Genomic DNA, 14055 nt, shown 5'->3' on the forward strand with positions numbered 1-14055 from the left:
CTCCCTTAAAGAAGGAGAACCGGTATCCGGATGAATGAACCGCACACACGCTAGTGGACTATCAAATACGGAATCAAATACGAAATGATAAAAAAATGGCAAGGGCGACAACTGGATAGGTCGTTGCGCCCCGCCAATAGACAGCGGGCTCATTTGCTGTCATTCAAACCCTGGCGCACGGTAGATCACCATCGACGCCCCTTGGCTTTGCTGATAATTGTCATAACCGACTAACCGGACATGGTGGTTAGCGTTCAGGTTATGGCAAAGCTGCGCTTCATTAAGAATCGTATCGACGTTGGTTTCACCAAACATCGGAAGTTTCCACATGTACCAGAACGATCCACTCGCTTCTTCAGGCTCAGAATGCTCTATCGCAGGGTTCCAACCCTTACTGACAATGTATTCCACTTGTCGCCTAATCTGTTCCGCCGTCATACGAGGCAGGTACGAAAACGTTTCGAATTTACGGCTATGTTTGTCCGTCAACCTTGACGGGTAGTCCATCACTTCGCTCATGGCGTTACTCCTGTTGTAAGATGCGTAGGGAGAGTCGTAATGCTTCAATTAGGCATGAACCACATCGAGTTTATCGACCGTATCAAATTCAAATTTGACCTCTTTCCATGTTTCCATGGCGGCTTTCAGTTCAGGGCTATGTTTCGCTGCAGCAGTAAGAATATCTTTGCCTTCTCGTTCCAATTCCTTACCTTCATTTCTTGCTTGTGTGCAGGCTTCCAACGCGACTCGGTTTGCAGCAGCGCCAGCAGCATTCCCCCAAGGGTGTCCTAATGTGCCTCCACCAAATTGGAAGATGGCATCATCACCAAAGATGGATACCAACGCAGGCATATGCCATACATGAATCCCACCTGATGCGACAGGCAATACACCAGGCATTGAGCCAAAGTCTTGGTCAAAAAAGATCCCACGAGAACGATCTTCTTTGATAAAACGATCACGCATGATGTCTATCCAGCCCAAGGTCGCTTCACGATCTCCCTCAAGTTTTCCAACCACGGTACCTGAGTGCAGATGGTCACCCCCAGAGAGACGAAGACATTTAGAAAGGACGCGAAAGTGAATGCCATGACGAGGATTTCTATCTAACACGGCATGCATCGCGCGGTGAATGTGTAGCAACATACCGTTTTGACGACACCAATTTGCTAACCCTGTATTAGCCGTAAAACCTGCTGTAAGGAAATCATGCATGATGATCGGCATATCTAATTCTTTGGCAAACTCTGCGCGTCGATACATTTCTTCCGGTGTCGCGGCGGTCACATTGAGGTAATGGCCCTTACGTTCACCGGTTTCTCTTTCTGCGCGATGAATCGCTTCGGCAACATATTCAAAGCGGTCACGCCAACGCATGAAGGGTTGTGAATTCACATTCTCATCGTCTTTGGTGAAATCCAGCCCACCTCGAAGCCCTTCGTAACAAGCACGCCCATAGTTTTTTGCAGACAAGCCCAATTTGGGTTTAATGGTGCAACCTAGTAGGGCACGTCCATATTTGTTCATTTTGTCTCGTTCAACTTGAATCCCATTAGGCGGGCCGCCACACGTTTTCACATAGGCAATAGGGAAGCGCACATCTTCCAATCTCAGTCCGCGAATCGCCTTAAATCCAAACACATTCCCGACTAAGGAAGTGAGTACGTTAACCACCGATCCTTCTTCAAACAAATCAATCGGGTAGGCGACAAAAGCATAGAAGGCCGTATCGTCTCCTGGGACATCTTCAATGGCATAGGCGCGGCCTTTGTAATAGTCGAGATCGGTAAGCAAATCCGTCCATACCGTTGTCCATGTTCCTGTCGACGATTCCGCTGCTACGGCTGCGGCGGCTTCTTCTCTTGGTACTCCCGGTTGCGGTTCAATTTTGAAGCATGCGAGAAGGTCAGTGGCTGCGGGAATATATTCAGGCATCCAATAGGTTTCTCGATAATCCTTTACACCGGCTTGATAACTTTTCGCCATAACTATTTCCTTTCAGGTTCTGGGAGACAGGTTTCGCCATCCATTTCGTTGTTGTTTACATTCTTGTTTAAATTAATTCCCAAGTGAAATAGCAACTATTTATACCAATGATAAGTTTATTTATTACAGAGGTTCTGGTGGGTTTTGTTCAGTGCACCTTTCGGATAAGCGATTGTTTTAAATGATTAAATTATGATTGTTGCTTTCAATGAAAAGAGCTTTGCAACTGTAGGGTTAATGGGTTTAGTTTGTTGATTTTAAAAGGTCAAAGTGGTTATTGGTGGTGGTTATAAATAGTTCTTATTGTTGTGCGGCTTATTACTTATTGGTCTGCACTTACCTTTGCCTTTAACGTTGGATGAATCGATATATTTAAATGACCTTTAACTAGCAATAGTTTAATCACCAAAACAACAGATAAAAACAAAGGTCAGATTTATTTTTATTTTTTAATTACAGCGAGCAAGGAGATATATATGGCTTTGATCAGCTTAAGGCAATTACTCGATCACGCGGCAGAATACAGTTACGGCGTGCCAGCTTTTAATGTGAACAATATGGAGCAAGTACACGCCATTATGCAGGCTGCAGCCGCATGCGATAGCCCGGTCATTTTGCAGGCGTCGGCAGGGGCGAGAAGTTATGCGGGCGCCGGATTTCTTCGTCATCTTATGTTGGCTGCGGTTGAACAATGGCCAACGATTCCCGTTGTTGTTCATCAAGATCACGGCGCTTCTTTGGGCATTTGCCTTCAATCCATTCAGCAGGGTTTCACCTCAGTCATGATGGATGGGTCGCTATTGGAAGACATGAAAACTCCCGCAAGCTATGAATATAACGCTGACGTAACACGGAGAGTTGTTGAAATGTCCCACGCTGGTGGCGTTTCCGTGGAAGGAGAGTTGGGGTGTCTTGGCTCCCTAGAAACGGGCACGGCGGGTGAAGAAGATGGCTCCGGCGCTGAAGGCGTTCTCAACCATGAACAATTACTGACCGATCCCGAAGAGGCCGCAATGTTTGTTCGCCAGACTGGTGTTGATGCACTGGCGATCGCCATTGGTACTAGTCATGGCGCTTACAAATTTAGTCGTCCGCCAACAGGCGATATTTTAGCCATTGATCGGATTAAAGCGATACACGCCGTTATTCCCAACACGCACCTTGTCATGCACGGTTCATCGTCTGTTCCACAAGATTGGTTGGAAATCATCAATGAATTTGGCGGTGAAATGGGCGAAACCTATGGTGTTCCCGTGGCTGAAATTGTGGAAGGCATTAAACACGGTGTGCGGAAAGTGAACATTGATACTGATCTTCGAATGGCCAGTACTGGCGCGGTTCGTCGTTTTCTCGCCGAAAATCCAAGCAACTTTGACCCGAGAAAGTTTCTAGTCGCCGCCACAAAAGCGATGGAAGTGCTTTGTCATGAACGTTATGAAGCATTTGGTTGCGCAGGAATGGCATCGAAAATCACGTCAGTGGATCTCGAGGTCATGGCTTCAAGGTATGCAACGGGCGAACTCGACCCGCATTTTCATTGATCCATCAATGCATCCTGAAACAGCCAGTGTACCAAGGAGTGAAGCCATGTCAGTTAAACATCCGATCGTTGCCGTAACAGGATCTTCCGGTGCTGGAACATCCACGGTTAAGAATGCGATGGAACAAATTTTCCGTCGAAACCGATTCAACGCCGCCATTATAGAAGGCGACAGCTACCATCGATACGACAGAGTCGAAATGCGCGAACGTCTGAGACGTGCTTACGAAAAAGGTAAGAACTTGAGCCACTTCGGCTCAGATGGAAACGATTTTGAAGAACTAGAAAAAACCTTTAAGGCGTATTCAGAGTCTGGTTCTGCGCTGCGCCGTTACTACATTCACAATGAAGAAGAGTCACAAGCCCATAGCCAGAAAGTCGGCACCTTTACGCCTTGGAGTCCGATCCCCGAAGGGTCAGATTTACTTTTCTATGAAGGTCTTCATGGGGGTGTTGTCACTGAAAAAAGCAATGTCGCCCGTTATGTGGATCTGCTCATCGGGGTAGTGCCGATCGTGAATTTGGAGTGGATACAAAAAATTCACAGAGACACGCATGTTCGTGGCTACAGCCGTGAAGCGGTGACCGACACAATACTGCGCCGCATGCATGACTATGTGCATTTTATCACGCCGCAATTTTCTCTCACCGATGTCAATTTTCAACGTGTCCCCATGGTCGATACATCGAATCCTTTTATCGCACGAGACATACCGACGCTGGATGAAAGCATGGTGGTCATTCGATTCAGAGATCCGAAAAAAACAGGCGTGGATTTCACGCACTTGCTGAACATGGTTAACGGTTCATTTATGTCACGCCGAAACAACATTGTGGTTCCTGGCGGAAAGATGGGGCTGGCGATGGAATTGATCATGCAGCCATTGATTGAAGAGCTTGTGTTCAATGGATCAAATCGCGTGAGTGTCGCGACAACCCACGACAGATTTGCCAAGCGCGAACCTGCAGTTTAAGGAGCTGACCATGAGAAAAAGCATGACATTCACGCGCTTTATCATTGAAGAGCAACGAAGAATTCCTGAATCAACGGGGGAGTTTACCTTGCTGCTCAGTGCCATTGTCACTGCCTGCAAAGAAATCTCTGATGACGTGAATCGCGGGCAATTGATCAATGTTCTTGGCAGCGCAGAAACAGAAAACGTGCAGGGCGAAACGCAAAAGAAGCTCGACATCATTTCGAACGAGATCATGTTGCGCGCATTGGAATGGTCAGGGCACTTATCGGGTATGGCCTCGGAAGAAATGGAAGATGTGTATCCAATTCCATCTCGATTTCCAACAGGCAAGTATCTATTGGTGTTTGACCCGCTCGATGGCTCATCAAACACAGAAGTTAACGTTTCGATTGGTACCATCTTTTCAATATTGCGTTGCCCTGAAAATATTTCATCACCGACGGAAGAGCATTTTCTTCAACCCGGTGTTCGTCAGGTTTGTGCCGGTTATGTGCTTTATGGGCCTGCCACCAATTTGGTGCTGACAACCGGGCAAGGCGTTAATGGGTTCACGCTTGATCAAGACATCGGTGAATTCATTCTGACTCATCCCAAACTCAAAATCCCAGAATCGACCAGCGAGTTTGCTATCAATATGTCTAACCAACGCCACTGGGAACCCGCAGTTAAAAGGTACATTGATGAACTGGTTGCAGGAAAAGACGGCCCGCGAGAGCAAGATTTCAACACCCGCTGGGTCGCATCGATGGTGGCGGAAGTACATAGAATCCTCATGCGTGGCGGCATCTTTCTTTATCCTCGCGACAACAGAGAGAACGTCACAGAAGGAAGGTTGCGACTGCTTTATGAAGCCAACCCGATGAGCTTCATTATTGAACAGGCGGGTGGTTGTTCATCAACGGGTCGAGAACGCGTTATGGGAGTTTGTCCTGACAAACTCCATCAACGTATTCCCGTTGTATTGGGCGCGAAAAACGAAGTTGAACGTGTGCAGCGTTATCATGCTGAAATGGATCATGAAAGTGATGGCACTCCGCCATATCGACAAATCGCCAACTAACGTCGGCCTCGATCAAGTGATGCCTGATATCTCAAATTACGGGAGCCGAAATGATGACAGCGCAAAGGCAAGAAAAGGCCGAGCAGAGTAGGGAACATGTCGAACAGTTGATGGGTGTGCCACTAGGCACTGTTTGGACAATCCTTCGTGAACTGATCAGCCAAGCATCAAAAGACATCATGCTCCCCAAGTTTGGGTTACACCAATATCAACATGACGTTTCAGTAAAAGCAGATAAATCACTGGTGACCCTGGCAGACAAACAAATGCAGCATCATGTCATGGAAGCACTGTCGCGATACTTTCCATTGATCCCAATATTGGGTGAGGAACATTCTGAATCGGAACAGCATTCAGTGATTTCACAATTGGATAATGCCGCATGGGTACTGGATCCTATTGATGGCACGGGAAACTTTGCCGCCGGTATTCCGTATTTTTGTACGTCGCTTGCGTTGGTCGTCAAAGGCGAGGTGGTGCTGGGTATTGTTCACGACCCATGTAGAGATGAAACGTTTTTTGCGTTCAAAGGATACGGAGCGCATTTAAATGGTGAGCCATTGGCAGCGCAGAAGAATCCAGAGGACTTACTTTCTGACACCATGGCATTGGTCGACTTTAAACGATTACCGTCAGATTTGGTGGCAACACTGGTGACAGATCCGCCATACCGTTCGCAACGAAGTTTCGGCGCTAGTGCACTGGATTGGTGTTGGATTGCTACAAGCCGATGTCAGATCTACCTTCATGGCAGTCAAATGTTATGGGACTACGCAGCCGGTAAATTGATTTTGGAAGAAGCTGGCGGTGAGTCATCAACATTTGAAGAGAGCGAACCTCAAACCTTGAGTTTGATGCCACGTTCAGTCGTCGCAGCATGTGATCCACAGCGCTATAAAGCGTGGAAGGATTGGCTGCAAAGCCATCAAAACGCCTAACGTTTACACGAATGTGGTTGTGCATTGCCAAACAGAGATGATGAAAGGTCATCGTTGTATGTTATTAAAACAAATAGTGGTCATATTCATAGCAATGACTAAGCTAAAAGAATGATTGTGACGCCGTAACTTTTTATTTGTGTTGTGAATTCAGCATGATGCACCTGCGAATTGAGAACATTGAATGCGTGTAGACGCGTTGTTTTTGGGATGCATAGAGGGTTTAAGGTCGTGACTCTTAACGAATAGCTTGGGGTCTTGCTTAGTGAAGCTGATTCATGGTTCATAGATAAACACTTGGAAACGTCATTAAAATGCGAGAAGCGATCATCCGGCGTAGCTCAATCGCAAAGTTTATGTTCATGCTCCATGTTGTTTGAGCTAACCATGGAATCTATGAACGACATGGAGGTAGAACGGTACATAGTCGGCGCCCGTTTTATTTGTCGTGCGTTGTTATGGTTTCCGTGTTGTTGGCATCACGATGGGCACGTATCAATGCGTTTACGTGTACTGGCGTTCGGTTGTGGCCAAAGGAACAAGGTTGGGATCCTTCAACCAGAGAATATTGATGGATGGCAGAAATTGTCGCGGTAACAGCAAGCGACAAAATCGCCGAGCTATCGGCGATGCTCTAAAGATAATTGGTAGAGCCTGAAGAAGTTAATTGGAACTGTATTCCAATAGACTTCTTAAAGAACTAGTAATTATCTACTTTATGGTAAATAACCAATTACGTTCAATAGACTGATTTCAATGAAGAATGAGGGTAGTTAGAGACATGAAGGGCTGACATTTCATTCTCCTACATATCTTATTTAACATAATATACATAATGCGCACTGTGACATAGGGATTTAACAATACTTCATGATATTCCGATATTTAAGATTTGAAATTCTAACTATTTGTATTTATTGGCTATTACTGACTTCACTATGATTTATGTCACGCTTATTGGCCCACTTGTATCAATGGCTCAATACGGAGTTAATTTGCAATTGCTAATACTCTATGGCTTAAATTTGTTTAGCCGATTAAAAACACAATAATCAATCGGTAATAACATTTGTCAGTTGGCTAGAAATCAGAGGTAAGTCACATGGTACATGAGTCATTCTATTCACTTTATTGGCGGTCATTCGATTCAATCGATGAAGGCGCGGCCTATTTTCACGTTAAAAGGGTTACGATTTTGCGTTGGTTAAGTGGTGATTTCCACATTAACCCAATGGCTGAAAAGTTACTGTTAATCAGATCTCGGGGCTATCTACCTAACGATATGAACTGGGAAGGATTCAAAATCAACGAACATCGGGCCGTGATTATCACCCCTGAAGGCCGAGAATTTGCCCCTCGTGAATTGGATTGTTTTCCTATCTGGAAAGCCGAATATTACGCGTTGAGGGAAAAGTTCGGTCGTATTGAAGCCCCACCGCATAAACCCGCGGTAAATCCGATCGAACACTATCGCGGTGGACGACGGCAAAAAGCGGCGCCTTGGATACCTTCTAGAGATAAGTGATGTCAAAAAGCCCGTGCAATTCAACGGGCTTATTTGACAGCTTAGATATATAAGCCACAATGTGAATTTGTGATGTATATTAACAATTTAACATTATGCTCATTACTTACCCGTCTTTTTGTCCAAATAGTGTTGGAGCATTCCTCAAGCCAATATAGTATTTCAAATGGCAAATTTGCCTTATTATTTGGACTTTAAAATGCAGCTTTCCATTATCCCCAATACGCTCGAAGGATTTAATTTAAACGAGCTGACAACCATTCAGATTGATGAGCAGTTTTACTTTATTGGTGAAGAAGTAACCGCGGCTCTCGATTATGCAGATCGTAAGACGCCTATCGAAAGGTTAGACAACGAGGACAAATTACTTTCACCTTATCCCATCCGTGGGCACATGTATGTGCTTATCAGTGAAGCCGCTCTTTACCAGTTAGTATTTACAAGTCAAAAACCAAATGCTAGAAAGTTTCAGCGCTGGGTTACTAGTGAAGTTCTACCTGAAATTCGCAAGAATGGTTTTTATGGCAAGGTAAAACTGCCCGGCTTCGTTAATCGTTTCAACTTGAACTACGGTCGCGGTACTCCCGGTTATTTTTCTGTAATCAGCGAGCTATTTATCAGATTGTACGGTTCACTTGAAATGCTTGGCTATGCAATACCAGACCAAGCAAAAAATGGTAAAGATATTCGTCCCGACATTAGTGTAGGTAAGCTTTTTACTAGCTATCTAAAAGAGCATTACCCTGAGCACGTCGATAACTATAAGATGTATAGCCACTTATTTGGGAATGATCATTGTCGAGATGCAAAAGAGTATCCTAACGAAATGCTTCCAATATTCATTAAGTTTGTTGACCACGTTTGGGTTCCAAATAAAGCAGTTGAGTATTTCAAAGAAAAAGACCCTGTCGCTCTTGAATACCTGCCAAAACTACTAAGGTAGTCAATAAAAACAAGGGGTTAAATGTCCCCTACTTTCATTACCACTACTTTACATTTCTCTCAAGCTTTCTAATTCGGTCTTCTTGGTCTTCTTGAACTAACCTAATCCACCTCACATCTGTCTTTATAGCAGCGATCGTTGCAAGGCTTGAAGCGAGTCCGGTACCCAGCGATATCGCCAATGTTTCCATTATACCCACCCTACTTCCCCTTAAATTTGAACGCGAAGAATTCAAGCAGGTAACGCACCATTGACCGAAACCCAAACGTATCAACCACCACCGCGCCGACCACATACCAATAATATTCAGGCACGTTTTTTAATGCGTTAAAGCCCGCCTCTACATAGCTTGCATAATCAGGTATGAATGACAGCATCAAGGGCACGAAGACGACGAGCATAATAAATTCATCTTTCAAGCCGCGTTCTTTAATGCTCACCATGTCCAAATCAGCGGCCTTTTCATCCCCTGATTGTAAACGAGTCACCTTTGCGTCATGGCGGGCCTGCTCTAAATCATCTTTGCGTTTTAAAGCGTTGGCTTTATTGAGGCCGTGCTGCTTATAGGCGGACACGCCGCCATTTATCAAACTCAATAGCGCCGTGATCATGGATAAACCGTCCTGTCTAGTTCGACGTGTGGCCCATCTTTGAAGCTCACCCAATCACCGCCCCACTTTATCGCGATGCCCAACTCAAGCGCGGCTTGCTTAAAGGCTAATGATACTTGGGTGTAATAACTAAAACCCCATGTCACTTTCCCGTTTTCGTCGTAAACAACAAAATCTATGGCGTGGCCTGTTTGGTGGCGGCTTTTCTTCGAATACCCGTCTAGCTGGCTGGCTTTCTTTTTAAACAGTGCGTTTTGTTCTTCTGCCGTGCGTACGCCTGACGTGATGCCAAAATCAAACTGCGTTAATTGAATGGCTCGCTCAACGACGCGCACTAGGTCAGTGTGTACACCGCTCATTCGGTTTTTGCTGCGCGACGATAGATAGAAACGCTTTGCGGGTGTGGCTTGTGGTGTGGTTTCTTTCATGGCGTTGTTATCCTGAAAAAATAGCGATGACAAAAATGATTGTGTGTTGCTTGATGTGGGTTCAGGGCCAACCGTAGAAACGGGATCATTCTTCGCCCGCTGTATGGCCCAAAGTAAAACAGCGCCGCCGCCAACAATTAATGTGGTAGCGATTAGCTGCGCTTTCATCCTTCAAAATCCGGTAAGTTTTCTACTAATATTGCCCGCGCTTGATGGCGTTTTAGGCCAACTGCGCTAGGTACTGCCGTTCCTGTTTCTAGCTTACGAGTAATATAGAAATCAGTTTCCGCCAAATAACGTTTAGCAGCTGCTAGCCGCGAAACTGCTTTCAATTCTTCTTGAATGACGGAATCCAACACAAACTGACTACCACTCCAAACATACAAATGCGGGCTTTGTTGTATTTCATCGGTTAGCTCAACATCGAGAGAAATTAAATCAGGGTTAGTTTGAGGTGCATTGATTGAGATAATACGCCCTGTAACTTTTTCAATTTGAATGTGCATTACCTGACCTCTTTAAGCAGTGCGCGGGTTTTAAAAACGACTTTCATATCTACATCTAAACTCGTGACACGTAATACGTGAGCCCCTTTGGGTGTCACCAGCGTGAATTGTGGCGTGTTGTAGTACAATTGATGGCTATAAATCACTGAGTCGGTATATAGGCTATCGGAGATTAACACCCCGTTTTCGTCAAAAAATCGAACATTTACGCTTAAGTCTTCGACTGGTTTATCGACGTTGTACAGGCTAAACATGTAGTAGCCTTGTATGATTTCGACTGCCCCGCTTAAGGTGAATTCAACCCAGCGCCGCTCACCTTGTATATAAACAAACTCCCCCGACGAATGAGAAATGGTATCGAGTTCATAATTGGCGCTTTTGGTCGGGTTATTGATAGACAACATTAGACAAGCTCCCCCACATAAATCACGTCACCAATTGCCCCCGTCAAGGTCACTGTTTCGCGTGTGTTTATCGTGGTATCGCCACCCGCCCGAAGACGCAACACGCCTTGTATCACAACGTTTTCGCTGTTTTCGTCTGCCGCTTGCAGCACCAACGAACGGCGGTTTTCATCACTGTTAATAGTGAGTGTGTTTGATTCGAACGTGAGCGCCCCGCTCTCAATGGCCCGCAATGAAACGGGGACACTGTTTCGCGTTTCGACCACTCCCGACACCGTGACGGGTTCAAGCACTTCCGACACCTTAACGGGCGAGTCGATACTCGCAATACCAATGGTGTTTGCCCCGTTGATTTTTTGGGCGCGTGTGATCACCGGAATGTCTGTCACTTGAAACTCTATGGCCACGGTTTCACCGTGGTGATTGGCGATGGTTAACGTGTCGTAGTCGGACACATCGACCGTATCACCGCGCTCAATTTCAACAGGGCGCAAACTATCGCTTTGCAGTGTGACCGAGTCGGTCGCCTCTCGAATGATGAGATAGCGCCCATTTTGGCCCGCACTTACATCAACAGATTGGCCCTGTGAAAGCGTGTGTTTTTGTCTCATTTGCTGCCCCTCATCAAATAGGCCAGTGTGATAAATGTGCCAACAATTCCGACCATCAGAGAAACGTTTTTCAATAAATCATTATTGCTTTCTGTGTCGCCTGTTTGCTCCCGCGCTTTTGCGCCGTCTGCTAGGGCGATAGCCGATTTTGTGGTTTCGGTTTGTTGGCTGGCAATCGCTTTGATGGTGTCGATTGCGTGTTGACTATTTGCGGTGCTTTCTTCCATTGAGGCCGCGCCAAATGCTAAGGCGTTCTCTAATGTACCGTTGCTAAAGTCGAAAGCTTTATCAACTGTTGCGGCGGAGGCTTTAAGCGAATTAGTGAGCGCATCCTCGCCAAATTCAAACGCCCTATTGAATGTTTTTGTTGATGCTTCTAATGAATCCTTAACCGCTCCCTCATTGGCCTTTAACGCCAAACCGCTAAGGTGAAACGCTTCATCCGCCATGCCGCTTGCCACTTTTAATGCGCCGTGGTCGGTTACTGTGAGGTTAATATCTGACTCATTAACCCCTGAAATCATCACGCCGAGATTGTCACCGCTCGCCGCAGCGCTGCCGCTAACATTTGTCGTTTGTGTGATCGTTTGGCTGCTACTTGATGACGAGCTTTTTCCGCCCATATCCAAAAACCTTATTTGTAAAATGTGTTCATTGGGTTTTGTCTCTATTTCTCGAACGGGTAAGCCCAATTTTCGGGCAATGAATCGACACGCCCCGCGCTTTTTAAAATGCGCCCTGATTGAATCGTGCTTGAGATATTGAGCGTGTTGTATTGCCGCCATTGTGCCCGCTGCCATGTCGCCAGCTAATCCGACGACGACCAACTCTAAATCACCATTTTTTAGGCGTTCAGAGCGCAACAACATGTAAGTATTTTCAATACGAAATACATTTTCGTTGCCTGCGTTTATTTCACTCTCAACGTGAGCGCAGTGCTCACCGAGTGCATTTTCTAATTTTGGCCTAGCTTCCGCCCATGTAACGGGCAACAAATTACTTTTTCGAGAAAACATACAGCGCGGCGAGAACCATCGCGACAATCCCCCACCACGGCAAGCCCGTCGAGCTTCCCAACGAGATTGAGCCACCGTGAAAACCGCTACTATTAGTGGTGTATGACGTATTGCCAGACGTCGCGGGGCCCGCTTCACCTCCGGTTAAACCGCCGCCACCCGTTAACGATGTCAAACTACCGAGCATTTACACTGCCCCTTTATTTTTGAGTATCAAATAGCCCACGATTAATAGGGCAAGAACCGTGGCGGTTTTTTTCATACCGTCACTGATGCCCACCCCAAAAATACTGCCAAGCCCCAACCCGCCCAAACCAACTAAAAGTAATGGCATCGTCAACCCTTTTGACTAAAAGCAAACAACATGATCACCACTAACAACACCACGCCGCCACCAACGGCAAACAGCATGGTGTTATCTTTGGGTGCGACTGCCGTCGCCCCTTGAGGTGTGGTGACAGTGTTGCCGTGATTATCATAAACAGGGTGCGACGGTTGCTGTGTGGTATTGGGGTTCGCAGAGTTGTTGTAGCCAAAGGCGGCATTCAACCCGCCGAGACTTTCCCCGACAGACTCCAACCCCCCTGCACCTACATTCACGACGTCATCAAGAAAATCAACGCCGCTACTCCACACACTTGATGCGCCGTCTAGAACATCATCAAACCAACTCATACAATCCCCTTATTGGCCTTTGTTAGGAAAGACGATTTCAGGGCGCACGACTTTTACGGACTCCACCAAAATAGGAATTGACCCCGCCACGTCGTTTGTTGTGACCGAGAATTTCAATTCAGAGTTATGGTAGGTAGGAAAAAGCTCATCAACAGAGAAGCCGCGAACAATCGGATCAAAGTGGAAATATCCGTCTTGCGGGACGCGGTCATTTCTCATCGCGTTAGATTCTGCAATGAAGGTAGACGCTTCATATTCTTTGATGAAATCGCGGCTAATTTCCAAGTTACTGATCTGATCGTGTGCAAAGTGCATTCGACGAATGGCGATCAATTCACTTGATACAAGGTTGGTGAATTCGTTTACGCCTTGGGAGTTCGCGGGCATGGTTTGCGGTTTTAGCATCGGCACAACCAAACGAACAGGCTGCGCGTTAGATACATGCGCATGCACTTGAACGGTTAACGGTTCCGCGCCATCTGCCTTAGAGATAAATTGCACATCTAGGTGGATATTGTCGCCCTTTTCAGTAACAAGCGCGGTATAACGAACGCCGTTTTTGGTGCGGGCTGTAATATCGCTAAACGGGATAACAAAATAACGCTCAGTGTGTACGCGTCTTTTGTAACGCTCTAACATGCGCATTTCTTCACCCGTCAGAACGTAAATTTCTTCACCATTCAAATTCACCGATGCGCGGGTAATATCTGACGGGGCCGCATTCGTTTCTAGAATGAGTTCGTGATAGGTCGGGCCAATTGGGATTGGTAGCGTACCTTTTTGACCCCAAGACGCGCCCACCATTGAATTGAGTTTGATTGGTTTAATCATGACG

At 46.1% G+C, this 14055-nt stretch carries 18 protein-coding genes; 6 read left to right on the forward strand and 12 right to left on the reverse strand.

Going from position 1 to position 14055, the window contains the following annotated elements; all coding sequences use genetic code 11:
- Nucleotides 1-159 precede the first annotated feature (159 nt).
- Both Q365_RS0123000 and Q365_RS0123005 read right to left on the reverse strand, forming a co-directional pair.
- Nucleotides 160-519 carry a ribulose bisphosphate carboxylase small subunit gene (locus Q365_RS0123000; RefSeq protein WP_028025567.1) on the reverse strand — a complete coding sequence of 120 codons (360 nt, stop codon included), beginning with the start codon at nt 517-519 and terminating at the stop codon, nt 160-162.
- A gap of 48 nt (nt 520-567) precedes the next feature.
- Nucleotides 568-1986 (reverse strand): form I ribulose bisphosphate carboxylase large subunit, encoded by a 1419-nt coding sequence (locus tag Q365_RS0123005; protein ID WP_028025568.1) that lies wholly within the window; start codon nt 1984-1986, stop codon nt 568-570.
- Between the two features lie 476 nt (nt 1987-2462).
- Between Q365_RS0123005 and fba the strand changes: the two genes are divergently transcribed.
- The 6 genes from fba to Q365_RS0123035 all read left to right on the forward strand — a co-directional run bounded on the left by fba (nt 2463) and on the right by Q365_RS0123035 (nt 8969).
- On the forward strand, nt 2463-3527 hold the full coding sequence (gene fba, locus Q365_RS0123010; protein ID WP_028025569.1) for a class II fructose-bisphosphate aldolase: 1065 nt from the start codon (nt 2463-2465) through the stop codon (nt 3525-3527).
- Nucleotides 3528-3573: 46 nt separating this feature from the next.
- Entirely contained in the window at nt 3574-4500 is a 927-nt protein-coding gene (locus Q365_RS0123015; protein ID WP_028025570.1) for a phosphoribulokinase, read from the forward strand.
- Between the two features lie 10 nt (nt 4501-4510).
- On the forward strand, nt 4511-5563 hold the full coding sequence (locus Q365_RS0123020) for a class 1 fructose-bisphosphatase (protein WP_028025571.1): 1053 nt from the start codon (nt 4511-4513) through the stop codon (nt 5561-5563).
- Between the two features lie 50 nt (nt 5564-5613).
- The gene (locus Q365_RS0123025; RefSeq protein ID WP_155859043.1) at nt 5614-6501 is read left to right on the forward strand and encodes an inositol monophosphatase family protein; all 888 of its coding nucleotides are present in this window, start codon (nt 5614-5616) and stop codon (nt 6499-6501) included.
- Nucleotides 6502-7603: 1102 nt separating this feature from the next.
- The gene (locus Q365_RS0123030) at nt 7604-8026 is read left to right on the forward strand and encodes a DUF3653 domain-containing protein (protein WP_028025573.1); all 423 of its coding nucleotides are present in this window, start codon (nt 7604-7606) and stop codon (nt 8024-8026) included.
- A 199-nt stretch (nt 8027-8225) separates the two neighbouring features.
- On the forward strand, nt 8226-8969 hold the full coding sequence (locus Q365_RS0123035; protein WP_051563864.1) for a BRO-N domain-containing protein: 744 nt from the start codon (nt 8226-8228) through the stop codon (nt 8967-8969).
- Between the two features lie 200 nt (nt 8970-9169).
- On the opposite strand, the gene Q365_RS0123045 is transcribed toward Q365_RS0123035, so the two are convergent.
- From Q365_RS0123045 to Q365_RS0123090, 10 genes are all read right to left on the reverse strand, one after another.
- Nucleotides 9170-9580: a hypothetical protein gene (locus tag Q365_RS0123045; RefSeq protein ID WP_028025575.1), complete on the reverse strand. Its 411-nt coding sequence runs from the start codon at nt 9578-9580 to the stop codon at nt 9170-9172.
- Entirely contained in the window at nt 9577-10008 is a 432-nt protein-coding gene (locus tag Q365_RS0123050) for a M15 family metallopeptidase (protein ID WP_028025576.1), read from the reverse strand. Before Q365_RS0123050 ends, Q365_RS0123045 begins: the two co-directional genes overlap by 4 nt.
- 164 nt (nt 10009-10172) lie before the next feature.
- Nucleotides 10173-10514 (reverse strand): hypothetical protein, encoded by a 342-nt coding sequence (locus Q365_RS0123055; RefSeq protein ID WP_028025577.1) that lies wholly within the window; start codon nt 10512-10514, stop codon nt 10173-10175.
- Nucleotides 10514-10918 carry a hypothetical protein gene (locus Q365_RS0123060; protein ID WP_028025578.1) on the reverse strand — a complete coding sequence of 135 codons (405 nt, stop codon included), beginning with the start codon at nt 10916-10918 and terminating at the stop codon, nt 10514-10516. Before Q365_RS0123060 ends, Q365_RS0123055 begins: the two co-directional genes overlap by 1 nt.
- On the reverse strand, nt 10918-11529 hold the full coding sequence (locus Q365_RS0123065) for a hypothetical protein (RefSeq protein WP_028025579.1): 612 nt from the start codon (nt 11527-11529) through the stop codon (nt 10918-10920). The genes Q365_RS0123060 and Q365_RS0123065 overlap by 1 nt, the downstream gene beginning before the upstream one ends.
- On the reverse strand, nt 11526-12545 hold the full coding sequence (locus Q365_RS0123070; RefSeq protein WP_028025580.1) for a hypothetical protein: 1020 nt from the start codon (nt 12543-12545) through the stop codon (nt 11526-11528). The genes Q365_RS0123065 and Q365_RS0123070 overlap by 4 nt, the downstream gene beginning before the upstream one ends.
- Nucleotides 12526-12732 (reverse strand): hypothetical protein, encoded by a 207-nt coding sequence (locus Q365_RS0123075; RefSeq protein ID WP_028025581.1) that lies wholly within the window; start codon nt 12730-12732, stop codon nt 12526-12528. Before Q365_RS0123075 ends, Q365_RS0123070 begins: the two co-directional genes overlap by 20 nt.
- A complete protein-coding gene (locus Q365_RS27035) occupies nt 12733-12879 on the reverse strand; it encodes a hypothetical protein (RefSeq protein ID WP_169737859.1) in 147 nt (48 codons plus the stop codon). It abuts the gene before it with no gap.
- Nucleotides 12880-12881: 2 nt separating this feature from the next.
- Complete coding sequence (locus Q365_RS0123085; protein WP_051563855.1) at nt 12882-13220, reverse strand: hypothetical protein; 339 nt, start codon at nt 13218-13220, stop codon at nt 12882-12884.
- Nucleotides 13221-13229: 9 nt separating this feature from the next.
- Nucleotides 13230-14051, reverse strand: a complete 822-nt coding sequence (locus Q365_RS0123090; RefSeq protein WP_028025583.1) for a major capsid protein P2 — start codon at nt 14049-14051, stop codon at nt 13230-13232.
- Between the last annotated feature and the right edge of the window lie 4 nt (nt 14052-14055).

Source organism: Enterovibrio calviensis DSM 14347 (assembly GCF_000621165.1).
Taxonomy (GTDB): Bacteria; Pseudomonadota; Gammaproteobacteria; order Enterobacterales; family Vibrionaceae; genus Enterovibrio; species Enterovibrio calviensis.